Raw genomic sequence first — 20,668 nt, forward strand, 5'->3', positions numbered from 1 at the left:
ATTATTTCTTGATCGGTTTGCGCGGACCCTTACGGGTACGTGCGTTGGTCTTAGTACGCTGACCGCGCACTGGCAGACCACGACGATGACGCAAACCGCGATAGCAACCAAGATCCATCAGGCGCTTGATGCTCATGCTGATTTCACGGCGCAGATCACCTTCAACGACAAATTTGGCAACTTCGTCACGCAGCGTGTCGATTTGTTCTTCAGACAGCTCACTGATCTTAACATCTTCAGCGATACCCGCTGCAGCCAGAATGGCTTTAGAACGGGTCTTGCCGACGCCGTAGATCGAAGTTAATGCGATCACAGCATGTTTCTGATCAGGAATGTTAATGCCTGCTATACGGGCCACTATGCACTCCTACTATTTAATATGTACGCACCATGCTGAAAAGCCCGTTTTCAGGATACTCAAATGGAAACGTACAGACATACAAAAGATTGGCTGGCTAATCTAGCCAGCTCAACCCAACTTTGCAAGAAAAATATGCGAAATAATCAGCCTTGGCGCTGTTTATGCTTCGGCTCGGCACTGCAAATCACACGGATGACACCATCACGCTTAACGATTTTGCAGTTACGGCATAATTTCTTGACGGAAGCACGAACTTTCATTTTTACTCTCCGTAACTTCTCAGGCGACCATTTAGCGGCCGTAGCCTTTCAGGTTCGCCTTCTTCAATGCAGACTCATACTGACTGGACATCATCAGAGTTTGCACTTGAGCCATAAAGTCCATAATCACGACAACAACGATAAGCAGTGAGGTCCCACCGAAGTAGAACGGTACTTTCATTGCATCACGCATGAACTCCGGGATCAGGCAGATAAAAGTAATATAGAGCGCACCAACCAAAGTCAGGCGGGTCATTACTTTATCGATATACTTCGCCGTTTGCTCTCCCGGACGAATTCCTGGTACAAATGCACCGGACTTCTTCAGGTTATCTGCTGTTTCACGCGGGTTGAAGACCAACGCCGTGTAGAAGAAACAGAAGAAGATGATCGCAGACGCATAGAGTAACACATAAAGTGGTTGCCCAGGCTGCAAATACAGCGAAATTGTTGTCAGCCAGTTCCAACCAGTACCGCCCCCGAACCATGACGCGATGGTCGCCGGGAACAGAATAATACTGGAAGCGAAGATAGCCGGGATAACCCCCGCCATGTTCACTTTCAGCGGTAAATGTGTGCTCTGTGCAGCATAGACACGACGACCTTGCTGACGTTTAGCGTAGTTCACCACAATGCGGCGTTGACCACGTTCAACGAAGACAACAAAGAACGTCACTGCAAATACTAATACTGCAACCAACAGCAACAGGAGGAAGTGCAGGTCGCCTTGACGCGCTTGCTCGATAGTGTGGGCGATGGCTGGCGGGAGGCCCGCAACAATACCGGCGAAGATAATGATTGAGATACCGTTACCGATACCACGCTCAGTAATCTGTTCGCCGAGCCACATCAGGAACATTGTCCCTGTGACCAGACTTACAACAGCGGTGAAGTAGAATGCAAAGCCCGGATTTAACACCAGGCCCTGCATACCAGGCATATTCGGCAGACCGGTAGCAATACCGATCGACTGGAATATTGCCAGCACCAGAGTACCGTAACGGGTGTACTGACTAATCTTACGACGTCCAGACTCCCCTTCTTTCTTCAACTCTGCCAGGGCCGGATGAACGACCGTCAGCAGCTGGATAATAATAGATGCCGAAATGTACGGCATAATACCCAGTGCGAAGATAGAAGCACGGCTGAGAGCACCACCAGAGAACATGTTGAACATTTCAATGATGGTGCCTCGCTGTTGCTCAAGCAGTTTGGCAAGTACAGCGGCATCGATACCAGGGATCGGAATAAAAGAGCCAATACGGAACACAATCAGCGCGCCGATAACAAACAGCAGTCTGCGTTTCAGCTCGCCAAATCCACCTTTGGCACTTTGAAAATCTAATCCCGGTTGCTTAGCCATCTGCTACTTATTCCTCAATTTTACCGCCAGCAGCTTCGATAGCAGCACGAGCACCTTTAGTAACACGCAGGCCACGAACAGTTACCGGAGTAGAAACTTCACCAGCCAGGATCACTTTCGCGAACTCGATCTGGATACCGATAATGTTTGCTGCTTTCAGCGTGTTCAGGTCTACAACGCCGCCTTCAACTTTCGCCAGGTCAGACAGACGGATTTCCGCTGTGATCGCTGCTTTGCGAGAGGTGAAGCCGAACTTCGGCAGACGACGGTACAGTGGCATCTGGCCACCCTCGAAACCGCGACGTACGCCACCGCCAGAACGAGAGTTCTGACCTTTGTGACCACGACCACCGGTTTTGCCGAGGCCAGAACCGATACCACGACCCAGGCGTTTACCCGCCTTTTTAGAGCCTTCGGCCGGAGACAGAGTATTTAAACGCATCTCTTACTCCTCAACTTTAACCATGAAGTAAACCGCGTTGACCATACCACGAACAGCAGGAGTATCCTCGCGCTCAACGGTATGACCAATACGACGCAGACCCAGGCCAAGCAGCGTTGCCTTGTGTTTCGGCAGACGACCGATTGCACTGCGGGTTTGAGTGATTTTAATAGTCTTTGCCATGGTCAATTACCCCAGAATTTCTTCAACGGATTTACCACGCTTGGCAGCGACCATTTCTGGAGAATTCATATTTTCCAGGCCATCAATAGTTGCACGAACCACGTTGATCGGGTTGGTGGAACCATATGCTTTGGCCAGAACGTTATGAACCCCAGCAACTTCCAGAACGGCGCGCATTGCACCACCGGCGATGATACCGGTACCTTCTGAAGCTGGCTGCATGAATACACGAGAACCCGTGTGAACACCTTTAACTGGGTGCTGCAGGGTGCCGTTGTTCAGCGCGACGTTAATCATATTGCGACGGGCTTTTTCCATCGCTTTCTGGATCGCTGCTGGAACTTCACGCGCTTTACCGTAACCAAAACCAACGCGACCGTTACCATCGCCTACTACAGTCAGAGCTGTGAAGGAGAAAATACGACCACCTTTAACAGTTTTAGATACGCGGTTTACCGCGATCAGCTTTTCCTGCAGTTCGCCAGCCTGTTTTTCGATGTGAGCCATCTTACACCTCTACCTTAGAACTGAAGGCCAGCTTCACGGGCAGCATCTGCCAGTGCCTGGACACGACCATGATATTGGAACCCGGAACGGTCAAAGGAAACATTGCTGATGCCTTTTTCCAGAGCGCGTTCAGCAACAGCTTTACCTACAGCTGCAGCGGCGTCTTTGTTACCGGTGTACTTCAATTGTTCTGAGATAGCTTTTTCTACAGTAGAAGCAGCTACCAGAACTTCAGAACCGTTCGGTGCAATTACCTGTGCGTAAATATGACGCGGGGTACGATGTACCACCAGGCGAGTTGCACCCAGCTCTTTGAGCTTGCGGCGTGCGCGGGTCGCACGACGGATACGAGCAGATTTCTTATCCATAGTGTTACCTTACTTCTTCTTAGCCTCTTTGGTACGCACGACTTCGTCGGCGTAACGAACACCCTTGCCTTTGTAAGGCTCAGGACGACGGTAGGCGCGCAGATCTGCTGCAACCTGACCGATCAGCTGTTTATCAGCGCCTTTCAGCACGATTTCAGTTTGAGTCGGACATTCTGCAGTGATACCGGCCGGCAGCGGATGCTCAACAGGGTGTGAGAAGCCCAGAGACAGGCCTACTGCATTCCCTTTGATAGCTGCACGATAACCTACACCAACCAGCTGAAGCTTTTTAGTGAAGCCTTCGGTAACACCAACAACCATTGAGTTCAGCAGGGCACGCGCGGTACCAGCCTGAGCCCATCCATCCACGAAACCATCACGTGGACCGAAGGTCAGAGCGTTATCTGCATGTTTAACTTCAACAGCTTTGTTGAGGGTACGAGTCAGCTCGCCGTTTTTACCTTTGATCGTAATAACCTGACCGTCGATTTTTACATCAACGCCGGCAGGAATAACGACCGGTGCTTTAGCAACACGAGACATTCTTTCCTCCGATTAGGCTACGTAGCAGATAATTTCGCCACCAAGACCAGCCTGGCGCGCTGCACGATCAGTCATAACACCTTTAGAGGTAGAAACAACTGCGATACCAAGGCCAGCCATAACTTTTGGCAGCTCATCTTTTTTCTTATAGATGCGCAGGCCTGGGCGGCTGACACGCTGAATGCTTTCTACAACAGCTTTACCCTGGAAATACTTGAGAGTAAGTTCCAGTTCCGGCTTGGTGTCGCCTTCAACTTTAAAATCTTCGATAAAACCTTCTTCCTTCAGCACGTTGGCAATTGCCACTTTCAGCTTGGCGGAAGGCATGGTGACCGCAACTTTGTTCGCGGCCTGACCGTTACGGATACGGGTCAGCATATCCGCGATCGGATCTTGCATGCTCATCTGTCTTTACTCCCGTGATTCAATTGGTAATTACCAGCTAGCCTTTTTCAAGCCTGGCACTTCACCGCGCATGGCGGCTTCACGCAGTTTGATACGGCTCAACCCAAACTTGCCCACATAACCATGTGGACGACCTGTTTGACGACAGCGGTTACGCTGACGAGACGGGCTGGAATCACGCGGCAGAGACTGCAGCTTGAGAACCGCATTCCAACGATCTTCGTCGGAAGCGTTCACATCAGAAATGATCGCTTTCAGTTCAGCGCGTTTAGCGAAGAATTTATCAGCTAAAGCTACGCGCTTTACTTCGCGTGCTTTCATTGATTGCTTAGCCATTCAGTAACCCTACCTTACTTGCGGAACGGGAAGTCAAAGGCAGCCAGCAGAGCACGGCCTTCTTCGTCAGATTTCGCAGTAGTGGTAATGGTAATATCCAAACCACGCACGCGGTCGACTTTATCGTAGTCGATTTCTGGGAAGATGATCTGCTCACGGACACCCATGCTGTAGTTACCACGACCGTCGAAAGACTTAGCGGACAAGCCACGGAAGTCACGGATACGTGGAACAGCAATAGTGATCAGGCGCTCAAAGAACTCCCACATGCGTTCGCCACGCAGAGTTACTTTACAGCCGATCGGATAGCCCTGACGGATTTTGAAGCCTGCAACAGATTTGCGTGCTTTGGTGATCAGCGGTTTTTGACCGGAGATTGCTGTCAGGTCAGCTGCTGCGTTATCCAGCAGTTTCTTGTCAGCGATCGCTTCACCAACACCCATGTTCAGGGTGATCTTCTCGACCCGAGGGACTTGCATGACAGAATTGTAGTTAAACTCAGTCATGAGTTTGTTAACTACTTCGTCTTTGTAGTAATCATGCAGTTTCGCCATCGTACTACTCCAAATTACTTGATAGTTTCGCTGTTAGACTTGAAGAAACGGACTTTTTTGCCGTCTTCGAATCTAAAGCCTACACGGTCAGCCTTGCCGGTAGCCGCATTGAAGATTGCAACGTTAGAAACCTGAATAGCAGCTTCTTTTTCAACGATGCCACCTGGTTGGTTCAGGGCCGGAACCGGCTTCTGATGTTTCTTAACCAGGTTGATACCTTCAACGACAAGTTTGCCGGAAGACAGAACATTTTTTACTTTACCGCGTTTACCTTTATCTTTACCGGTTAACACGATAACTTCGTCATCACGACGGATTTTCGCTGCCATGATTCGCTCCTTAGAGTACTTCTGGTGCCAGAGAGATAATTTTCATGAACTTCTCAGTACGAAGTTCACGAGTTACCGGCCCAAAGATACGCGTGCCGATAGGCTGCTCGCTGTTATTGTTTAAAATAACGCATGCATTACCATCGAAGCGAATGACAGAACCGTCAGGGCGACGAACACCCTTCTTGGTGCGCACCACTACCGCCTTCAGCACATCACCTTTTTTGACCTTACCACGTGGAATTGCTTCCTTGATGGTGATCTTGATGATGTCGCCTACGCCTGCGTAGCGACGGTGCGAGCCACCCAGAACCTTGATACACATTACGCGACGTGCGCCGGAGTTGTCGGCGACGTTCAGCATAGTCTGTTCTTGGATCATTTTAGTGCTCCGCTAATGTCAACTACTACCTGAGACTCTAAAATCAGAGCCGTTAAAAAGCCCCATATCGAGGGCGCGGCATTATAACACCGCTTCTGCAATATGGGTAGAAAAAATAAACGGCTCATCGCTGAGCCGTTTATTCGTATTGAGAAGGCGTACTGTATTACAGAACCGCTTTCTCTACAACGCGAACCAGCGTCCAGGACTTAGTCTTGGACAGTGGACGGCATTCACGGATTTCAACCTTGTCGCCGATACCACATTCGTTGTTCTCGTCATGTACGTGCAGTTTGGTCGTACGCTTGATGAATTTACCGTAGATCGGGTGTTTCACAATACGTTCGATAGCTACAACAATGGATTTCTCCATTTTGTCGCTAACAACACGACCTTGCAGAGTACGGATTTTATCGGTCATTACGCACCCGCCTTCTGAGTCAGTAAAGTCTTAACGCGTGCAACATTGCGACGCACTTGCTTCAGCAGGTGAGTCTGTTGCAGCTGGCCACTTGCAGCCTGCATACGCAGGTTGAACTGCTCACGCAGCAGGTTCAGCAGCTCAGCGTTCAGCTCTTCAACGCTTTTTTCACGCAGCTCTTTTGCTTTCATTACATCACCGTCTTAGTTACAAAGGTGGTTTTGATAGGCAGTTTCGCTGCTGCCAGGCCGAAGGCTTCACGGGCCAGCTCTTCCGGAACACCGTCCATTTCATAAAGGACTTTGCCCGGTTGGATCAAGGCAACCCAGTACTCCACGTTACCTTTACCTTTACCCATACGAACTTCCAGCGGCTTCTCGGTAATTGGTTTGTCCGGGAATACACGGATCCAAATTTTACCTTGACGCTTAACTGCACGGGTCATTGCACGACGTGCTGCTTCGATCTGACGTGCAGTCAGACGACCACGGCCAACAGCTTTCAGACCGAAAGTGCCGAAGCTAACATCCGTACCCTGCGCCAGACCACGGTTGCGGCCTTTGTGCACTTTACGGAATTTTGTACGCTTTGGTTGTAACATCAGCGACGCTCCTTATTTACGGCCTTTACGCTGCTGCTTTTTAGGTTGAGCAGCCGGTTTTTCCGGTTGTTCAACAGCAGCCATACCACCCAGGATCTCACCTTTGAAGATCCATACCTTAACGCCGATTACACCGTAAGTGGTGTGCGCTTCAGAGGTGTTGTAGTCGATGTCAGCACGCAGAGTGTGCAGCGGTACGCGACCTTCACGGTACCATTCGGTACGTGCGATTTCCGCGCCGCCCAGACGGCCGCTAACTTCAACTTTGATACCTTTAGCGCCCAGACGCATTGCGTTCTGTACAGCACGCTTCATAGCACGACGGAACATAACACGACGTTCCAGCTGAGAAGTGATGCTGTCAGCAACCAATTTAGCGTCCAGTTCAGGCTTACGAACTTCAGCGATATTGATCTGTGCAGGAACGCCAGCGATATCCGCTACGACCTTGCGCAGTTTTTCTACGTCTTCGCCTTTCTTACCGATAACGATGCCAGGACGAGCAGTGTGAATAGTCACACGGATGCTCTTCGCTGGACGCTCGATAACGATACGAGATACAGACGCTTTAGCCAGTTCCTTAGTCAGGTACTGACGTACTTTAAAATCGCTGTCCAGGTTGTCAGCGAATTCTTTGGTGTTCGCAAACCAGGTAGAGTTCCATGGTTTTACAATACCCAGGCGAATACCATTAGGATGTACTTTCTGACCCATTGCTAGTCTCCAGAGTCTCAGCGATCGGACACAACCACAGTAATGTGGCTGGTGCGCTTCAGGATGCGATCTGCACGACCTTTCGCACGCGGCATAATGCGCTTCATGCTTGGGCCTTCATCTACGAAAATTTTCGCGACTTTCAGATCGTCGATGTCAGCGCCATCGTTGTGTTCAGCGTTAGCAATGGCAGATTCCAGTACTTTCTTGACCAATACCGCAGCTTTCTTGTTGGTATAGGTCAGGATGTCCAGGGCCTGCGACACTTTCTTACCGCGAATCAGGTCAGCAACAAGGCGAACCTTCTGTGCAGAAGAACGAGCATGGCGATGTTGAGCTAAAGTTTCCATCTCTTCCTCCTACCTTATTTCTTCTTCGCTTTTTTATCAGCAGCGTGGCCGCGATAAGTACGAGTCGGTGCGAATTCACCCAGTTTGTGACCAACCATTTCGTCGGTAACAAAGACTGGAACGTGCTGACGACCATTATGGACAGCGATGGTCAAACCGATCATGTTAGGAAAGATCGTTGAACGACGGGACCAAGTGCGCAGGGGCTTCTTGTCTCCGCTTTCCACCGCTTTCTCTACCTTCTTCAGCAAGTGCAGGTCAATAAAAGGACCTTTCTTGAGAGAACGTGGCATGGCTTATCCTCTAAAATTATTTGCTACGGCGACGTACGATAAATTTATCAGTACGCTTGTTGCTGCGGGTCTTCTTACCTTTGGTCTGAACGCCCCACGGAGATACCGGGTGCTTACCAAAGTTACGACCTTCACCACCACCATGTGGGTGGTCGACTGGGTTCATCGCAGTACCGCGAACGGTAGGACGAACACCACGCCAGCGTGCAGCACCTGCTTTACCCAGAACGCGCAGCATATGCTCAGCATTGCCAACTTCGCCCAGAGTAGCGCGGCAGTCTGCTTCGACTTTACGCATTTCACCAGAACGCAGACGCAGGGTGACATAAGCACCATCACGCGCAACGATCTGAACGTAAGTACCCGCGGAACGCGCCAGCTGACCGCCTTTACCTGGTTTCATTTCTACGTTATGAACGGTAGAACCAACCGGGATATTGCGCATCGGCAGGGTGTTGCCTGCTTTGATTGCAGCATCAACGCCAGACTGAATCTGGTCGCCAGCTTTCAGGCCTTTAGGGGCCAGGATGTAACGGCGTTCGCCGTCTTTGTACAGAACCAGCGCGATGTTCGCGGAACGGTTCGGATCGTACTCAAGACGTTCAACAACTGCTGGGATACCGTCTTTGTTGCGTTTGAAGTCAACAATACGATAAGCCTGCTTGTGGCCACCACCGATGTGACGAGTGGTGATACGGCCATTGTTGTTACGACCACCGGATTTGCTGTTTTTTTCCAGCAACGGAGCAAAAGGTTTGCCCTTGTGCAGCTCAGGGTTAACCACTTTAACTACGTGGCGACGACCCGGAGATGTCGGTTTACATTTAACAACTGCCATTGTATTACTCCTCCGACTTACTCAGCGCCGCCAACGAAGTCCAGATTCTGGCCTTCTTTCAGGGTGACGTAAGCTTTTTTCCAGTCGCTACGACGACCGATACGCTGTCCGTGACGTTTAACTTTCCCTTTAACTACCAGGGTGTTAACGACTTCGACTTCGACTTCAAACAGTTTCTGCACAGCAGCTTTGATCTCTGCTTTGGTCGCGTCTTTAGCAACTTTGAGAACGATGGTGTTTGTTTTTTCCATCGCAGTAGACGCTTTTTCAGAAACGTGCGGTGCGCGAAGCACCTTCAGCAGACGTTCTTCACGAATCATGCCAGCATCTCCTCAACTTGCTTAACAGCATCAGCAGTCATTACGACTTTGTCGAAGGCGATCAGGCTAACCGGGTCGATACCAGTCGCATCGCGTACGTCAACCTTGTGCAGGTTACGTGCGGCCAGGAACAGGTTCTCGTCCAGCTCACCGGTGATGATCAGCACATCTTCCAGAGCCATGTCTTTCAGTTTCTGTGCCAGCAGCTTAGTTTTAGGCGCTTCAACAGAGAACTTCTCGACAACGATCAGACGATCCTGACGTACCAGTTCGGACAGGATGCTTTTCAGCGCGCCGCGGTACATCTTTTTGTTAACTTTTTGACTGTGGTCCTGTGGACGCGCAGCGAAGGTCACGCCACCTGAACGCCAGATCGGGCTCTTGATAGAACCTGAACGCGCACGGCCGGTACCTTTCTGGCGCCATGGCTTTTTGCCAGAACCAGTTACTTCAGCACGAGTCTTCTGAGCACGAGTACCCTGACGAGCACCAGCTGCATAAGCAACAACAACCTGGTGAACCAGCGCTTCGTTGAAATCACGACCGAAGGTAGTTTCGGAAACAGTCAGCGCGCTCTGCGCGTCTTTCAATACTAATTCCATTGCTATCCCCTTACGCCTTCACAGCTGGTTTAACGATCAGGTCGCTACCGGTTGCACCCGGAACTGCACCTTTAACCAGCAGCAGGTTGCGCTCAGCGTCAACACGTACTACGTCCAGGCTCTGAACGGTTACACGTTCGTTACCCAGCTGACCTGCCATTTTCTTGCCTTTGAACACTTTGCCCGGAGTCTGGTTCTGACCGATAGAACCCGGAACGCGGTGAGACAAGGAGTTACCGTGAGTAGCGTCCTGGGTACGGAAGTTCCAGCGCTTAACGGTACCAGCAAAACCTTTACCTTTAGAGGTACCGGTTACGTCAACTTTTTTAACGTCAGCAAACAGCTCAACGCTAATGTCCTGACCTACGGTGAACTCTTCGCCTTCAGCAAGACGGAATTCCCACAGACCACGGCCAGCTTCTACGCCAGCTTTAGCGAAGTGACCCGCTTCTGGTTTGGTTACACGGTTAGCTTTTTTAGCACCAGTGGTAACCTGAATAGCGCGGTAGCCATCGTTAGCCAGATCTTTAACCTGAGTAACGCGGTTTGCTTCAACTTCGATTACGGTTACTGGGATAGAAACGCCATCTTCAGTGAAGATGCGGGTCATACCCACTTTTTTACCGACTAAACCAATCATTGTTTCAACCTCTCAATCGCTCGATGACCTGATTAACCCAGGCTGATCTGCACGTCTACACCGGCAGCCAGATCCAGACGCATCAGAGCATCAACGGTTTTCTCAGTTGGCTCAACGATGTCAACCAGACGCTTGTGAGTGCGGATTTCGTACTGATCGCGCGCGTCTTTGTTAACGTGCGGAGAGATCAGAACGGTGAAGCGCTCTTTGCGGGTCGGCAGCGGGATCGGACCACGGACTTGCGCACCAGTGCGCTTAGCAGTCTCGACGATTTCCGCGGTTGATTGATCGATCAGACGATGATCAAACGCTTTAAGGCGGATACGGATTCTTTGGTTCTGCATGAGACCAGAGCTCCAATTATTTTATAAACGAAAATGATTACTCCTCAAACCCATTACGATTGATGGGAGAGTGTAACCGTTCTTACGTAGCTCCCCAATTGGGAGCATTGTTGAGTAACAAAATGAGCTACTCTGGTTCTGATTGAACCCGCCGTCAATTACGACAAGCCCGCGCATTATACGTAAATCTGCGCGATACGCAAGTGCCGTTTAGAAATTAAGCGCTATAGACGCAGGATGCGCAGGCGTGCGCAACGTGTTATGTAATTTTTCATGTATCAGTTCTTTGTTTCGAGCCGCTACGCAACTGCGGCTTTTGTGCATTGCCGGGCAGGCCGAAAATGCCGAGTATGCGCTCAAACCTGCTTGAGGCCTTTTACATGCTTACCACCCTCCCCTTTCTGCTGCTCTATCTTTCACTGACAGCCTTATTGGTACATGCCGATATTCGCTCCGGTCTGCTTCCCGACAAATTTCTCTGCCCGCTACTATGGGCGGGACTGCTCTTTCAGCTCTGCCTCCACCCTGATTTTCTGCCGAGTGCTGTGGCGGGTGCGATAGCCGGGTATGTTGGCTTTGCGGTTATTTATTGGGGGTATTGGTGTATCTGCCGGCGTGAAGGGATGGGATATGGCGATGTGAAATACCTGGCAGCGCTTGGTGCATGGCATGGCTGGTGCGTACTGCCCTCGCTGGCATTGCTCGCGGCGCTGATGGCGCTTCTATGCTTCCTTGTTTTTTCGTTAATCCGCCCTGATAAAAAGGCATTAAAAAACCCACTGCCTTTTGGGCCATTTCTGGCAGCAGCGGGTTTATGCGTAGGCTGGAAGACGTGGGCTACTCTTCCACTTTAATCTGCGACTGAAGATAGTTTTGCAGGCCGATTTTAGCAATGAGATCCAGCTCTGTTTCCAGCCAGTCAATATGCCCTTCTTCATCGGCCAGGATCTGGATCATCATATCGCGGCTGACGTAGTCATGTACGCTGTCGGCATAGGCGATGGCTTCACGGAGATCTTTGGCGCCTTCAAGTTCCAGTCTGAGGTCGGAGCGCAGCATCTCTTCGACATCTTCTCCAATGCCGAGCTTGCCGAGATCCTGCAGGTTTGGAATGCCTTCAAGGAATAGAATACGCTCGATATATTTATCGGCGTGTTTCATCTCATCGATCGATTCATGGTACTCAACGTCGTTTAAACGTTTGAGTCCCCAGTTTTTAAACATTCTCGCGTGAAGAAAGTACTGGTTGATTGCGACAAGCTCATTTCCCAATAATTTATTGAGATAACTTATGATTTTAACATCACCTTTCATTATATAGTCCCTCCGCTTCCACTCATTGAAGCGTAGATCGGGCTACAGGGATGTCAAAAAAAAGATGGGCGCTTAGGCGATCTCTTTGTATTCCGGGATCTGCATCAGTTCGTCCTGCATGATCTCTCGCGCAGCACGTACACATTTACCGCATTGATTTCCCACTGGAACAAATTTGCGAAGCTGCTGGAATGACTGGGGCTGAAACTGGCGAACGGCCTGACGTATTTTTTTGTCGCTTACACCATTACATAAACAAACGTACATAGAGACTCCCGTTCAAATTATGCGCAAAGTGTAAGTGAGAATGGTTATGATTACAATAGCACAAGCGCCAGAATACAGTGCGGGAGGAGGCAAAAAATGCGAAATTTTGTGACCAAACTTGAACAGCAGAAAACAAAAAAGGACGCCGAAGCGTCCTTTTTTTATTCAGGGATAATTAATTAGCCCAGAACTTTAGCAACAACGCCCGCGCCAACGGTACGGCCGCCTTCACGGATTGCGAAACGCAGACCGTCGTCCATCGCGATTGGGTGGATCAGAGTCACAACCATCTTGATGTTGTCGCCTGGCATTACCATCTCAACGCCTTCTGGCAGTTCGATGGTACCGGTCACGTCAGTTGTACGGAAGTAGAACTGTGGACGGTAGCCTTTGAAGAACGGAGTATGACGGCCGCCTTCGTCTTTGGACAGGATGTACACTTCAGATTCGAACTTGGTGTGTGGCTTGATTGAGCCTGGCTTCGCCAGAACCTGACCACGTTCGATTTCTTCACGTTTGATACCACGCAGCAGAACACCAACGTTCTCACCAGCACGGCCTTCGTCCAGCAGTTTGCGGAACATTTCAACGCCAGTACAGGTAGACTTCGCAGTCTCTTTGATACCAACGATTTCAACTTCTTCGCCAACTTTGATGATACCGCGCTCTACACGACCGGTAACAACGGTACCACGACCGGAGATGGAGAATACGTCTTCGATTGGCAGCAGGAATGGCTTGTCAATCGCACGCTCTGGTTCTGGGATGTAAGAATCCAGGAAGCCTGCCAGTTCGATGATTTTCGCTTCCCACTCTGCTTCGCCTTCCAGCGCTTTCAGCGCGGAACCACGAACGATTGGAGTGTCGTCGCCTGGGAAATCGTACTGAGACAGCAGTTCACGAACTTCCATCTCTACCAGTTCCAGCAGCTCTTCGTCATCAACCATGTCGCATTTGTTCAGGAACACGATGATGAAAGGAACGCCTACCTGACGACCCAGCAGGATGTGCTCACGAGTCTGAGGCATTGGGCCGTCAGTCGCAGCAACAACCAGGATCGCGCCGTCCATCTGCGCAGCACCGGTGATCATGTTTTTAACATAGTCGGCGTGGCCTGGGCAGTCTACGTGTGCGTAGTGACGAGTCGGGGTGTCGTATTCAACGTGGGAAGTGTTGATGGTGATACCACGAGCTTTTTCTTCTGGTGCGTTATCGATCTGGTCGAATGCACGAGCAGAACCACCGTAGGTTTTTGCCAGAACGGTAGTGATTGCAGCAGTCAGGGTAGTTTTACCGTGGTCAACGTGGCCGATAGTACCAACGTTGACGTGCGGTTTTGTACGTTCAAATTTTTCTTTAGACACGGCTATATTCCTTACTATAGTGCTCTCCCCTTTGGAGAGAGCACGGGACTTAGGTTTTAATCCTGTGGATTACTTACCACGGGCTTCAATAACGGCCTGAGCAACGTTGTTAGGCGCATCATCATACTTCAGGAATTCCATGGTGTATGATGCACGACCTTTGGTCAGAGAACGCAGCTGAGTTGCATATCCGAACATTTCAGACAGCGGAACTTCAGCGTGGATCTTAACGCCAGTTACTTCGGATTCCTGACCACGCAGCATACCGCGACGACGGCTCAAGTCACCGATAACGTCACCGGTGTTCTCTTCAGGAGTTTCTACTTCAACCTTCATGATTGGCTCAAGCAGAACTGGTTTTGCTTTCTTAAAGCCTTCTTTAAAGGCAATAGACGCAGCCAGTTTAAACGCCAGTTCAGAGGAGTCAACGTCGTGGTAAGAACCGAAGTGCAGACGAACACCCATATCAACAACTGGATAGCCAGCCAGAGGGCCCGCTTTCAGCTGTTCCTGGATGCCTTTATCAACGGCTGGGATGTATTCGCCAGGAATTACACCACCTTTGATGTCGTTGATGAACTCGTAACCTTTCGGGTTAGAGCCCGGCTCCAGTGGGTACATGTCGATCACAACGTGACCGTACTGACCGCGACCACCAGACTGCTTAGCGTGTTTACCTTCAATGTCGGTAACTTTCGCGCGAATCGCTTCGCGGTAAGCAACCTGAGGTTTACCCACGTTCGCTTCAACGTTGAATTCACGCTTCATACGGTCAACGATGATGTCCAGGTGCAGTTCACCCATACCAGCGATGATGGTCTGGTTAGATTCTTCATCAGTCCATACGCGGAATGATGGGTCTTCTTTCGCCAGACGGCCCAGAGCCAGACCCATTTTTTCCTGGTCAGCTTTGGTTTTTGGTTCAACCGCGATGGAGATTACCGGCTCTGGGAATTCCATACGCTCCAGAATGATCGGGTGATCCGGGTCACACAGGGTGTCACCCGTGGTCACGTCTTTCAGACCGATAGCTGCAGCGATGTCGCCCGCACGAACTTCTTTGATCTCTTCACGTTTGTTAGCGTGCATCTGTACGATACGGCCAAAACGTTCACGCGCCGCTTTCACGGAGTTCAGGATGGTGTCACCGGAGTTAACCACACCAGAGTAAACGCGGAAGAAGGTCAGGTTACCCACGAATGGGTCGGTAGCAATTTTGAACGCCAGTGCAGAGAACGGCTCGTCGTCGCTTGCGTGACGCTCAGCCGGAGTATCTTTACCGTCGTCCAGGATGCCGTTGATCGCAGGAACGTCAACCGGGGATGGCAGGTAGTCAACTACCGCATCCAGCATCGCCTGAACACCTTTGTTCTTGAACGCAGAACCACAGGTTACCAGGATGATTTCGTTGTTCAGAACGCGCTGACGCAGAGCTTTTTTGATCTCTTCTTCAGTCAGTTCTTCACCACCCAGGTATTTCTCCATCAGCTCTTCAGAAGCTTCAGCAGCGGATTCGATCAGGTTCTGGTGCCATTCGTCAGCCAGGTCCTGCATTGCAGCTGGGATATCTTCGTATTCGAAGGTAACGCCCTGGTCTGCATCGTTCCAGTTGATGGCTTTCATTTTCACCAGGTCGATAACGCCGGTGAAGCCTTCTTCAGCACCAATTGCCAGCTGCAGCGGAACAGGGTTCGCGCCCAGACGGGTTTTGATCTGACCAACAACTTTCAGGAAGTTAGCACCCATACGGTCCATTTTGTTAACGAACGCGATGCGTGGAACTTTATATTTGTTCGCCTGACGCCATACGGTTTCAGACTGTGGCTGAACACCACCAACTGCGCAATAAACCATTACCGCGCCGTCAAGAACACGCATGGAACGTTCTACTTCGATGGTGAAGTCAACGTGCCCTGGGGTGTCGATGATGTTTACGCGATGCGGTTCGTACTGCTTAGCCATACCTGACCAGAATGCAGTAGTCGCTGCGGAGGTGATAGTGATACCACGCTCCTGCTCCTGTTCCATCCAGTCCATGGTGGCTGCGCCGTCATGAACTTCACCGATTTTGTGGTTTACACCGGTGTAGAACAGAATACGTTCGGTAGTAGTGGTTTTACCGGCGTCGATGTGCGCACTGATACCGATGTTACGGTAGCGTGCGATGGGTGTTGTACGAGCCATTTGATTCCTCGTTTATATCTTTAGGCGTTCAGTTAAGTTACCCAGAGCGGGCGGCTTCTCTGAAGCGCCCGCCTGGTGACTAAGACTCCGAAGGGATTACCAACGGTAGTGTGCGAACGCCTTGTTGGCTTCTGCCATACGGTGAACGTCTTCACGTTTCTTAACTGCAGTACCTTTGTTGTCTGCAGCATCAGAAAGTTCGTTCGCCAGACGCAGAGCCATGGATTTATCACCGCGTTTACGAGCAGCTTCAACGATCCAACGCATTGCCAGAGCATTACGACGAACCGGACGAACTTCAACTGGAACCTGATAAGTAGAACCACCAACGCGGCGGGACTTAACTTCTACGGTTGGGCGAACGTTGTCGAGAGCGACTTCGAAAGCTTCCAGTTCATTTTTACCAGAACGCTGAGCCAGGGTCTCAAGCGCGCTGTATACGATTGCTTCTGCAGTAGATTTTTTACCATCTACCATCAGGATATTTACAAATTTTGCCAGCAGTTCTGATCCGAATTTCGGATCTGGAAGGATTTTACGCTGACCAATGACGCGACGACGTGGCATGGGAATACTCCGTTGTTAATTCAGGATTGTCCAAAACTCAAAGAGTTTAGTGTGACATTAAGATAAATCAGTTTGGCCTTACTTAACGGAGAACCATTAAGCCTTAGGACGCTTCACGCCGTACTTGGAGCGAGCCTGCTTACGGTCTTTAACACCTGAGCAGTCGAGCGCACCACGAACGGTGTGGTAACGAACACCCGGAAGGTCTTTAACACGACCGCCACGGATCAGGATCACGGAGTGCTCCTGCAGGTTGTGACCTTCACCACCGATGTAGGAAGTCACTTCGAAACCGTTAGTCAAACGCACACGGCATACTTTACGCAGTGCGGAGTTTGGTTTTTTAGGAGTGGTGGTATATACACGAGTACATACGCCACGTTTCTGCGGGCAGGCTTCCAGCGCAGGCACGTTGCTTTTCGCAACTTTGCGTGCACGTGGTTTGCGTACCAGCTGGTTAACTGTTGCCATTAAATAGCTCCTGGTTTTAGCTTTTGCTTCGTAAACACGTAATAAAACGACCTCATACAATATGAGGACGCGAAATTTTAGGGCTACGTCGAAAAGGTGTCAAGAAATATACAGCGATCTCAAATCACCAGTTCATTTGACTGGCATGCGTCACAGTAAGATTGACGAAATCAGTATAGCCAACCACGTCAACTTTGGCTGAAATTTGACCAGAAAGACCCCGCGCATCCAGATCGTCTTTCAGCGCAGAGACTGTTATGGGGGCATTCGTGAGAATTTCAACGAAACGGCTGCCTTCCAGCGCGGCAAGCACACCGTCCTGAATAAGCAGCACATGGTCACCTTCGCGCAGCATGCTCAGCAGCGTGTCGGTATCACATTGCCACGGTGAATGGCTCAGAGTGTGGAGCATGGCAGCCTCAGAAAGTCAGAACGGTATCGTAGTGGGAAAGCTGTTCGCGCAATGCAGCAGAAGACAGGACCGTCGCATCCAGCACGAAAGGCGTCTTCTCATCCAACCCGCGAGCGGCCAGGGAGTCGGCGCAGAGATAGAACGTGTCGATATCGTAAAGCGGTAAGACCTTGAACGTCGCGATGTAATCACGTGCCAGAATGGCCTGCGGCTGTTGGCCTGCAAGAAGCTGAAACACCCCGTCGCCCAAAAAGAAGACGCCGATATCTTCGGTCAGCGCGGACGTCGCGAGTAACGCATCCAGCCCCTCTCGGCCGGAAGCGCTGCCGTGCGGCGCAGAGGTAAATACAAATGCCACGCGCTTCATCAGAACTGCACCACTCTGTCGCAGGTTAATGCCGCCTGCGCCAGTGCCCCCAGACCACTCAACGAAAAACCGGGCTGCAGGTTAGAACCCGATAAACCAAGGCGCTCGGCTTCGGTAGCATCGGTCACACCGCGGCGCAGTGCTGCTGCAACGCAGATGTGCAGTTCTACGCCCTGTTTTTCGTTTAATGCCTGCCAGGCGCGCACCAGATCAAACTCGTCGCTCGCCGGGGACGTAAACTGATTCGCGTTATACACCCCTTCCCGATAGAAGAAGACGCTTGCCAGCTCATGCCCGGCCGCCACTAGCGCATGCGCAAACTGCAGCGCGCTGCTGGCCTGCTGAGTCCCGTACGCCGGGCCCGTCACCATTAACGCAAAACGCATTACTTGTCTTGCCCCAGGAAATCACCGCTTTTGAACTGGCGAATGTAGAGGTAGACCGTGTGCTTGGAGATGTTCAGACGATCGGCCACCTGGTTGATGGCGTCTTTAATATCAAAAATCCCTTTTTCATAGAGATTGAGCACGATCTGGCGATTCTTGGCATTGTTCGAGACGTTGCGATCGGCATTCACCTCTTCAATCGTAAACTCAAGCGTCTGCGTCACCAGATCTTCAACGGAGGAGGCAAAGTTAACGGAGGAGCCCACATCCGGCGTTTCTGGAGGAATAAAGGTGCTCATGATTTGCGAGAATGGCACATCAAGATTCATGTTGATGCACAGCAGCCCAATCACACGATGCTCGCGGTTTCGAATCGCAATGGTTTCTGACTTCATCAGCACGCCGCTTTTGGCGCGAGTGAAATAGCATTTGGAGACGCTGCTGTCCGCGCCGGTCATGTCATGCAACATACGCAATGCAAGGTCGGTAATAGGCGAACCAATTTTACGGCCAGTATGCTCACCATTCGCAATACGGATGGCGGAGCACTTCAGATCTTGCAGGGAGTGCAATACGATTTCGCAGTGGGAGCCAATGAGCATCGCTAACCCGTCCACTACCGCTTCGTAGGATTTCAGAATATCGAAGTCGGTCTGATCGAAAGGACGTTGATCCAGCAAATCAAGTTCACTGGTTTCGTTGGTTAAAAGCGACCTGGACATGAAAAAAACACTCCTTTTCAGGAGCCTGTCGTTAGGTTTTCAGGGCAGGCTCATTATCTACACGGACAACTAAATTAATACAGCGTGCCTAACGCTTTCCAGTGTTAATTATATCTGCCCCACAATAAAAAACCGCCGCCTTAAAGGCGGCGGTTTTTTTTTCAGCATTACTTCTTAGCAGCAGCGGCTTTATCGTCAGCCGGTGCGTCTGCTTTGGCATCCGCTTTCGGTGCCGGTTTGATGTCCAGCAGCTCTACGTCGAAGACCAGCGTAGAGTTAGCAGGGATCCCCGGAACGCCGGTTTTGCCATAGGCCAGATCCGGTGGGATAACCATCTTGATCTTGCCGCCTTTCTTGATGTTTTTCAGGCCTTCGGTCCAGCCTGGGATCACACCGTCAAGACGGAAGGAGAGCGGCTCACCGCGGGTGTAAGAGTTGTCGAACTCTTTACCGTCGATCAGCGTACCCTTGTAGTTCACCACAACGGTGTCGCTGTCTTTAGGCGCATCGCCGGTGCCTTCTTTCTCAACTTTGTACACCAGGCCAGTAGAAGAGGTTTTCACACCCTTCTCTTTAGCAAAGGTATCGCGGAAGGCTTTGCCCTTCGCTTCGTTGTCTTTCGCGTCCGCGTCCATCTTGGTCTGCGCGGCACCCTTCACGCGCGCTTCGAACGCCTGCAGAGTCTGTTCAATTTCCTGGTCAGACAGCTTGCTCTTATCTGCAAATGCGTCCTGAACGCCGGCGATCAGCTGAGCTTTATCCAGTTTGATGCCCAGCTTCTCTTGTTCTTTCAGAGAGTTTTCCATGTAACGGCCCAGAGATGCGCCCAGTGCGTAGGCGGATTTCTGGTCGTCATTTTTGAACGCCGCTTTGCTGTCTGCAGTGGCAGCAGGCTTCGCAGCAGTATCAGCAGCGAATGACAGCGGCGCGTTCAGCGCAACAGCCATCGTCGTCGCCAGCAGCGTTACTTTAAACAGTGATTTCATCCATATCTCCAGGGCCTGGGGACTCTCACCCCAGCGTTAAACGTAAATGAGTGACGTACTATAAAACGTTGCAGAAGAAATCTACAGACAGACACGTCCAATTCTCGCCACTTTTCAGACTATTTTTGTTTAAATAAGTTTCTTGTCAGGGGATGCGAACTGTACTTAGGGATAAACTCGGTTAAACTGCGCCGCCGCTGGGCCATTTTGGCGAATCTGAAATAAACGAGGTGAATGATGAAGGATACAGCAATAGAAGCGAGACTGGCTGAGCTGGAAAGCCGCCTGGCTTTTCAGGACATCACCATCGAAGAGCTAAACCAGACCGTGACCGCCCATGAGCTCGAAATGGCAAAATTGCGGGACCATATGCGCCTGCTGACGGAAAAGCTGAAAGCTACACAGCCGTCAAACATTGCCTCTCAGTCAGAAGAGACGCCCCCCCCTCATTATTGAGGCGTAAAAAAAGCGG

Annotated in this window: 37 protein-coding genes; 2 read left to right on the plus strand and 35 right to left on the minus strand. The window is 50.7% G+C overall.

Annotated features, from left to right (window positions below; translation table 11 throughout):
• Window position 1 precedes the first annotated feature (1 nt).
• From rpsM to rpsJ, 24 genes are all read right to left on the minus strand, one after another.
• Window positions 2–358, minus strand: a complete 357-nt coding sequence (gene rpsM / locus FY206_RS22380) for a 30S ribosomal protein S13 (RefSeq protein ID WP_003863308.1) — start codon at window positions 356–358, stop codon at window positions 2–4.
• Window positions 359–504: 146 nt separating this feature from the next.
• Window positions 505–621: a 50S ribosomal protein L36 gene (rpmJ, locus tag FY206_RS22385; RefSeq protein ID WP_000868187.1), complete on the minus strand. Its 117-nt coding sequence runs from the start codon at window positions 619–621 to the stop codon at window positions 505–507.
• Between the two features lie 31 nt (window positions 622–652).
• The gene (gene secY, locus FY206_RS22390; RefSeq protein ID WP_003863305.1) at window positions 653–1,984 is read right to left on the minus strand and encodes a preprotein translocase subunit SecY; all 1,332 of its coding nucleotides are present in this window, start codon (window positions 1,982–1,984) and stop codon (window positions 653–655) included.
• Between the two features lie 7 nt (window positions 1,985–1,991).
• Window positions 1,992–2,426, minus strand: a complete 435-nt coding sequence (gene rplO, locus FY206_RS22395) for a 50S ribosomal protein L15 (protein ID WP_003863304.1) — start codon at window positions 2,424–2,426, stop codon at window positions 1,992–1,994.
• A 3-nt stretch (window positions 2,427–2,429) separates the two neighbouring features.
• A complete protein-coding gene (gene rpmD / locus FY206_RS22400; RefSeq protein ID WP_003863301.1) occupies window positions 2,430–2,609 on the minus strand; it encodes a 50S ribosomal protein L30 in 180 nt (59 codons plus the stop codon).
• Between the two features lie 6 nt (window positions 2,610–2,615).
• The gene (rpsE, locus tag FY206_RS22405; protein ID WP_003863299.1) at window positions 2,616–3,116 is read right to left on the minus strand and encodes a 30S ribosomal protein S5; all 501 of its coding nucleotides are present in this window, start codon (window positions 3,114–3,116) and stop codon (window positions 2,616–2,618) included.
• A 14-nt stretch (window positions 3,117–3,130) separates the two neighbouring features.
• Window positions 3,131–3,484, minus strand: a complete 354-nt coding sequence (rplR, locus tag FY206_RS22410) for a 50S ribosomal protein L18 (RefSeq protein WP_003863297.1) — start codon at window positions 3,482–3,484, stop codon at window positions 3,131–3,133.
• A 9-nt stretch (window positions 3,485–3,493) separates the two neighbouring features.
• The gene (gene rplF, locus FY206_RS22415; protein ID WP_003863296.1) at window positions 3,494–4,027 is read right to left on the minus strand and encodes a 50S ribosomal protein L6; all 534 of its coding nucleotides are present in this window, start codon (window positions 4,025–4,027) and stop codon (window positions 3,494–3,496) included.
• 12 nt (window positions 4,028–4,039) lie between these two features.
• Window positions 4,040–4,432 (minus strand): 30S ribosomal protein S8, encoded by a 393-nt coding sequence (rpsH, locus tag FY206_RS22420; RefSeq protein WP_006178918.1) that lies wholly within the window; start codon window positions 4,430–4,432, stop codon window positions 4,040–4,042.
• A 30-nt stretch (window positions 4,433–4,462) separates the two neighbouring features.
• Window positions 4,463–4,768: a 30S ribosomal protein S14 gene (rpsN, locus tag FY206_RS22425; RefSeq protein ID WP_003863291.1), complete on the minus strand. Its 306-nt coding sequence runs from the start codon at window positions 4,766–4,768 to the stop codon at window positions 4,463–4,465.
• A gap of 14 nt (window positions 4,769–4,782) precedes the next feature.
• On the minus strand, window positions 4,783–5,322 hold the full coding sequence (gene rplE / locus FY206_RS22430; protein ID WP_001096206.1) for a 50S ribosomal protein L5: 540 nt from the start codon (window positions 5,320–5,322) through the stop codon (window positions 4,783–4,785).
• Between the two features lie 14 nt (window positions 5,323–5,336).
• Window positions 5,337–5,651, minus strand: a complete 315-nt coding sequence (gene rplX, locus FY206_RS22435; protein ID WP_003863287.1) for a 50S ribosomal protein L24 — start codon at window positions 5,649–5,651, stop codon at window positions 5,337–5,339.
• A gap of 10 nt (window positions 5,652–5,661) precedes the next feature.
• A complete protein-coding gene (gene rplN / locus FY206_RS22440) occupies window positions 5,662–6,033 on the minus strand; it encodes a 50S ribosomal protein L14 (protein WP_002919748.1) in 372 nt (123 codons plus the stop codon).
• Window positions 6,034–6,199: 166 nt separating this feature from the next.
• The gene (rpsQ, locus tag FY206_RS22445; RefSeq protein ID WP_008503489.1) at window positions 6,200–6,454 is read right to left on the minus strand and encodes a 30S ribosomal protein S17; all 255 of its coding nucleotides are present in this window, start codon (window positions 6,452–6,454) and stop codon (window positions 6,200–6,202) included.
• A complete protein-coding gene (gene rpmC / locus FY206_RS22450) occupies window positions 6,454–6,645 on the minus strand; it encodes a 50S ribosomal protein L29 (protein ID WP_003863282.1) in 192 nt (63 codons plus the stop codon). The genes rpsQ and rpmC overlap by 1 nt, the downstream gene beginning before the upstream one ends.
• Window positions 6,645–7,055: a 50S ribosomal protein L16 gene (rplP, locus tag FY206_RS22455; RefSeq protein ID WP_002919759.1), complete on the minus strand. Its 411-nt coding sequence runs from the start codon at window positions 7,053–7,055 to the stop codon at window positions 6,645–6,647. The genes rpmC and rplP overlap by 1 nt, the downstream gene beginning before the upstream one ends.
• A gap of 12 nt (window positions 7,056–7,067) precedes the next feature.
• Entirely contained in the window at window positions 7,068–7,769 is a 702-nt protein-coding gene (gene rpsC / locus FY206_RS22460) for a 30S ribosomal protein S3 (protein ID WP_000529945.1), read from the minus strand.
• 17 nt (window positions 7,770–7,786) lie between these two features.
• On the minus strand, window positions 7,787–8,119 hold the full coding sequence (rplV, locus tag FY206_RS22465; RefSeq protein ID WP_002919773.1) for a 50S ribosomal protein L22: 333 nt from the start codon (window positions 8,117–8,119) through the stop codon (window positions 7,787–7,789).
• A gap of 14 nt (window positions 8,120–8,133) precedes the next feature.
• Window positions 8,134–8,412, minus strand: a complete 279-nt coding sequence (gene rpsS / locus FY206_RS22470) for a 30S ribosomal protein S19 (RefSeq protein ID WP_001138117.1) — start codon at window positions 8,410–8,412, stop codon at window positions 8,134–8,136.
• A gap of 16 nt (window positions 8,413–8,428) precedes the next feature.
• On the minus strand, window positions 8,429–9,250 hold the full coding sequence (gene rplB / locus FY206_RS22475; RefSeq protein ID WP_008457150.1) for a 50S ribosomal protein L2: 822 nt from the start codon (window positions 9,248–9,250) through the stop codon (window positions 8,429–8,431).
• 17 nt (window positions 9,251–9,267) lie between these two features.
• The gene (gene rplW / locus FY206_RS22480) at window positions 9,268–9,570 is read right to left on the minus strand and encodes a 50S ribosomal protein L23 (protein ID WP_000617546.1); all 303 of its coding nucleotides are present in this window, start codon (window positions 9,568–9,570) and stop codon (window positions 9,268–9,270) included.
• Window positions 9,567–10,172, minus strand: coding sequence for a 50S ribosomal protein L4 (gene rplD, locus FY206_RS22485; protein WP_000424395.1), 606 nt, complete (start codon window positions 10,170–10,172; stop codon window positions 9,567–9,569). The genes rplW and rplD overlap by 4 nt, the downstream gene beginning before the upstream one ends.
• Window positions 10,173–10,182: 10 nt before the next feature.
• Window positions 10,183–10,812: a 50S ribosomal protein L3 gene (gene rplC, locus FY206_RS22490; RefSeq protein WP_003863274.1), complete on the minus strand. Its 630-nt coding sequence runs from the start codon at window positions 10,810–10,812 to the stop codon at window positions 10,183–10,185.
• Window positions 10,813–10,844: 32 nt separating this feature from the next.
• Entirely contained in the window at window positions 10,845–11,156 is a 312-nt protein-coding gene (gene rpsJ, locus FY206_RS22495) for a 30S ribosomal protein S10 (protein WP_001181005.1), read from the minus strand.
• 380 nt (window positions 11,157–11,536) lie between these two features.
• On the opposite strand from rpsJ, the gene FY206_RS22500 reads away from it, so the two are divergent.
• Window positions 11,537–12,010 (plus strand): prepilin peptidase, encoded by a 474-nt coding sequence (locus tag FY206_RS22500; RefSeq protein WP_032644647.1) that lies wholly within the window; start codon window positions 11,537–11,539, stop codon window positions 12,008–12,010.
• Here FY206_RS22500 and bfr read toward each other — a convergent pair.
• The 11 genes from bfr to fkpA form a co-directional block, all read right to left on the minus strand.
• Window positions 11,994–12,470, minus strand: a complete 477-nt coding sequence (gene bfr, locus FY206_RS22505; RefSeq protein ID WP_008503492.1) for a bacterioferritin — start codon at window positions 12,468–12,470, stop codon at window positions 11,994–11,996. The genes FY206_RS22500 and bfr overlap by 17 nt on opposite strands.
• A gap of 72 nt (window positions 12,471–12,542) precedes the next feature.
• Window positions 12,543–12,737, minus strand: coding sequence for a bacterioferritin-associated ferredoxin (bfd, locus tag FY206_RS22510; protein WP_008503493.1), 195 nt, complete (start codon window positions 12,735–12,737; stop codon window positions 12,543–12,545).
• Between the two features lie 179 nt (window positions 12,738–12,916).
• The gene (gene tuf / locus FY206_RS22515; protein ID WP_014068448.1) at window positions 12,917–14,101 is read right to left on the minus strand and encodes an elongation factor Tu; all 1,185 of its coding nucleotides are present in this window, start codon (window positions 14,099–14,101) and stop codon (window positions 12,917–12,919) included.
• A 69-nt stretch (window positions 14,102–14,170) separates the two neighbouring features.
• Window positions 14,171–16,285, minus strand: a complete 2,115-nt coding sequence (gene fusA, locus FY206_RS22520; RefSeq protein ID WP_032644532.1) for an elongation factor G — start codon at window positions 16,283–16,285, stop codon at window positions 14,171–14,173.
• A gap of 96 nt (window positions 16,286–16,381) precedes the next feature.
• On the minus strand, window positions 16,382–16,852 hold the full coding sequence (rpsG, locus tag FY206_RS22525) for a 30S ribosomal protein S7 (protein ID WP_004106370.1): 471 nt from the start codon (window positions 16,850–16,852) through the stop codon (window positions 16,382–16,384).
• 96 nt (window positions 16,853–16,948) lie between these two features.
• Complete coding sequence (gene rpsL / locus FY206_RS22530) at window positions 16,949–17,323, minus strand: 30S ribosomal protein S12 (RefSeq protein WP_000246815.1); 375 nt, start codon at window positions 17,321–17,323, stop codon at window positions 16,949–16,951.
• 124 nt (window positions 17,324–17,447) lie between these two features.
• Entirely contained in the window at window positions 17,448–17,735 is a 288-nt protein-coding gene (gene tusB, locus FY206_RS22535) for a sulfurtransferase complex subunit TusB (protein WP_032644533.1), read from the minus strand.
• Window positions 17,736–17,742: 7 nt separating this feature from the next.
• Entirely contained in the window at window positions 17,743–18,102 is a 360-nt protein-coding gene (tusC, locus tag FY206_RS22540; protein ID WP_032644534.1) for a sulfurtransferase complex subunit TusC, read from the minus strand.
• On the minus strand, window positions 18,102–18,488 hold the full coding sequence (gene tusD / locus FY206_RS22545; RefSeq protein ID WP_032644535.1) for a sulfurtransferase complex subunit TusD: 387 nt from the start codon (window positions 18,486–18,488) through the stop codon (window positions 18,102–18,104). Before tusD ends, tusC begins: the two co-directional genes overlap by 1 nt.
• The gene (locus FY206_RS22550; RefSeq protein WP_003861697.1) at window positions 18,488–19,210 is read right to left on the minus strand and encodes a helix-turn-helix transcriptional regulator; all 723 of its coding nucleotides are present in this window, start codon (window positions 19,208–19,210) and stop codon (window positions 18,488–18,490) included. The genes tusD and FY206_RS22550 overlap by 1 nt, the downstream gene beginning before the upstream one ends.
• A 167-nt stretch (window positions 19,211–19,377) precedes the next feature.
• A complete protein-coding gene (fkpA, locus tag FY206_RS22555; protein ID WP_032644536.1) occupies window positions 19,378–20,196 on the minus strand; it encodes an FKBP-type peptidyl-prolyl cis-trans isomerase in 819 nt (272 codons plus the stop codon).
• Between the two features lie 237 nt (window positions 20,197–20,433).
• Here fkpA and FY206_RS22560 point away from each other — a divergent pair, with 237 nt between their 5' ends.
• Entirely contained in the window at window positions 20,434–20,652 is a 219-nt protein-coding gene (locus tag FY206_RS22560) for a protein SlyX (RefSeq protein ID WP_032644537.1), read from the plus strand.
• The last annotated feature ends 16 nt before the right edge of the window (window positions 20,653–20,668 follow it).

Source organism: Enterobacter chengduensis (genome assembly GCF_001984825.2).
Classification (GTDB): Bacteria; Pseudomonadota; Gammaproteobacteria; order Enterobacterales; family Enterobacteriaceae; genus Enterobacter; species Enterobacter chengduensis.

What these genes read in the sequence shown, in the direction of transcription:
- fkpA (WP_032644536.1), bottom strand. Translation starts at nt 20,196, where the DNA reads ATGAAATCACTGTTTAAAGTAACGCTGCTGGCGACGACGATGGCTGTT.
- rpsJ (WP_001181005.1), bottom strand. Translation starts at nt 11,156, where the DNA reads ATGCAGAACCAAAGAATCCGTATCCGCCTTAAAGCGTTTGATCATCGT.
- rpsL (WP_000246815.1), bottom strand. Translation starts at nt 17,323, where the DNA reads ATGGCAACAGTTAACCAGCTGGTACGCAAACCACGTGCACGCAAAGTT.
- secY (WP_003863305.1), bottom strand. Translation starts at nt 1,984, where the DNA reads ATGGCTAAGCAACCGGGATTAGATTTTCAAAGTGCCAAAGGTGGATTT.
- rplP (WP_002919759.1), bottom strand. Translation starts at nt 7,055, where the DNA reads ATGTTACAACCAAAGCGTACAAAATTCCGTAAAGTGCACAAAGGCCGC.
- rplO (WP_003863304.1), bottom strand. Translation starts at nt 2,426, where the DNA reads ATGCGTTTAAATACTCTGTCTCCGGCCGAAGGCTCTAAAAAGGCGGGT.
- rpmC (WP_003863282.1), bottom strand. Translation starts at nt 6,645, where the DNA reads ATGAAAGCAAAAGAGCTGCGTGAAAAAAGCGTTGAAGAGCTGAACGCT.
- rplC (WP_003863274.1), bottom strand. Translation starts at nt 10,812, where the DNA reads ATGATTGGTTTAGTCGGTAAAAAAGTGGGTATGACCCGCATCTTCACT.
- rplV (WP_002919773.1), bottom strand. Translation starts at nt 8,119, where the DNA reads ATGGAAACTTTAGCTCAACATCGCCATGCTCGTTCTTCTGCACAGAAG.
- rpsE (WP_003863299.1), bottom strand. Translation starts at nt 3,116, where the DNA reads ATGGCTCACATCGAAAAACAGGCTGGCGAACTGCAGGAAAAGCTGATC.
- rpsC (WP_000529945.1), bottom strand. Translation starts at nt 7,769, where the DNA reads ATGGGTCAGAAAGTACATCCTAATGGTATTCGCCTGGGTATTGTAAAA.
- rplR (WP_003863297.1), bottom strand. Translation starts at nt 3,484, where the DNA reads ATGGATAAGAAATCTGCTCGTATCCGTCGTGCGACCCGCGCACGCCGC.
- rplF (WP_003863296.1), bottom strand. Translation starts at nt 4,027, where the DNA reads ATGTCTCGTGTTGCTAAAGCACCGGTCGTTATTCCTGCCGGCGTTGAT.
- FY206_RS22550 (WP_003861697.1), bottom strand. Translation starts at nt 19,210, where the DNA reads ATGTCCAGGTCGCTTTTAACCAACGAAACCAGTGAACTTGATTTGCTG.
- rplE (WP_001096206.1), bottom strand. Translation starts at nt 5,322, where the DNA reads ATGGCGAAACTGCATGATTACTACAAAGACGAAGTAGTTAACAAACTC.
- tusD (WP_032644535.1), bottom strand. Translation starts at nt 18,488, where the DNA reads ATGCGTTTTGCGTTAATGGTGACGGGCCCGGCGTACGGGACTCAGCAG.
- FY206_RS22560 (WP_032644537.1), top strand. Translation starts at nt 20,434, where the DNA reads ATGAAGGATACAGCAATAGAAGCGAGACTGGCTGAGCTGGAAAGCCGC.
- rpsG (WP_004106370.1), bottom strand. Translation starts at nt 16,852, where the DNA reads ATGCCACGTCGTCGCGTCATTGGTCAGCGTAAAATCCTTCCAGATCCG.
- fusA (WP_032644532.1), bottom strand. Translation starts at nt 16,285, where the DNA reads ATGGCTCGTACAACACCCATCGCACGCTACCGTAACATCGGTATCAGT.
- tusB (WP_032644533.1), bottom strand. Translation starts at nt 17,735, where the DNA reads ATGCTCCACACTCTGAGCCATTCACCGTGGCAATGTGATACCGACACG.
- tusC (WP_032644534.1), bottom strand. Translation starts at nt 18,102, where the DNA reads ATGAAGCGCGTGGCATTTGTATTTACCTCTGCGCCGCACGGCAGCGCT.
- rpmJ (WP_000868187.1), bottom strand. Translation starts at nt 621, where the DNA reads ATGAAAGTTCGTGCTTCCGTCAAGAAATTATGCCGTAACTGCAAAATC.
- FY206_RS22500 (WP_032644647.1), top strand. Translation starts at nt 11,537, where the DNA reads ATGCTTACCACCCTCCCCTTTCTGCTGCTCTATCTTTCACTGACAGCC.
- rpsH (WP_006178918.1), bottom strand. Translation starts at nt 4,432, where the DNA reads ATGAGCATGCAAGATCCGATCGCGGATATGCTGACCCGTATCCGTAAC.
- bfd (WP_008503493.1), bottom strand. Translation starts at nt 12,737, where the DNA reads ATGTACGTTTGTTTATGTAATGGTGTAAGCGACAAAAAAATACGTCAG.
- rplN (WP_002919748.1), bottom strand. Translation starts at nt 6,033, where the DNA reads ATGATCCAAGAACAGACTATGCTGAACGTCGCCGACAACTCCGGCGCA.
- rplW (WP_000617546.1), bottom strand. Translation starts at nt 9,570, where the DNA reads ATGATTCGTGAAGAACGTCTGCTGAAGGTGCTTCGCGCACCGCACGTT.
- rpsN (WP_003863291.1), bottom strand. Translation starts at nt 4,768, where the DNA reads ATGGCTAAGCAATCAATGAAAGCACGCGAAGTAAAGCGCGTAGCTTTA.
- rplB (WP_008457150.1), bottom strand. Translation starts at nt 9,250, where the DNA reads ATGGCAGTTGTTAAATGTAAACCGACATCTCCGGGTCGTCGCCACGTA.
- rpsQ (WP_008503489.1), bottom strand. Translation starts at nt 6,454, where the DNA reads ATGACCGATAAAATCCGTACTCTGCAAGGTCGTGTTGTTAGCGACAAA.
- rplX (WP_003863287.1), bottom strand. Translation starts at nt 5,651, where the DNA reads ATGGCAGCGAAAATCCGTCGTGATGACGAAGTTATCGTGTTAACCGGT.
- bfr (WP_008503492.1), bottom strand. Translation starts at nt 12,470, where the DNA reads ATGAAAGGTGATGTTAAAATCATAAGTTATCTCAATAAATTATTGGGA.
- rpmD (WP_003863301.1), bottom strand. Translation starts at nt 2,609, where the DNA reads ATGGCAAAGACTATTAAAATCACTCAAACCCGCAGTGCAATCGGTCGT.
- rplD (WP_000424395.1), bottom strand. Translation starts at nt 10,172, where the DNA reads ATGGAATTAGTATTGAAAGACGCGCAGAGCGCGCTGACTGTTTCCGAA.
- rpsS (WP_001138117.1), bottom strand. Translation starts at nt 8,412, where the DNA reads ATGCCACGTTCTCTCAAGAAAGGTCCTTTTATTGACCTGCACTTGCTG.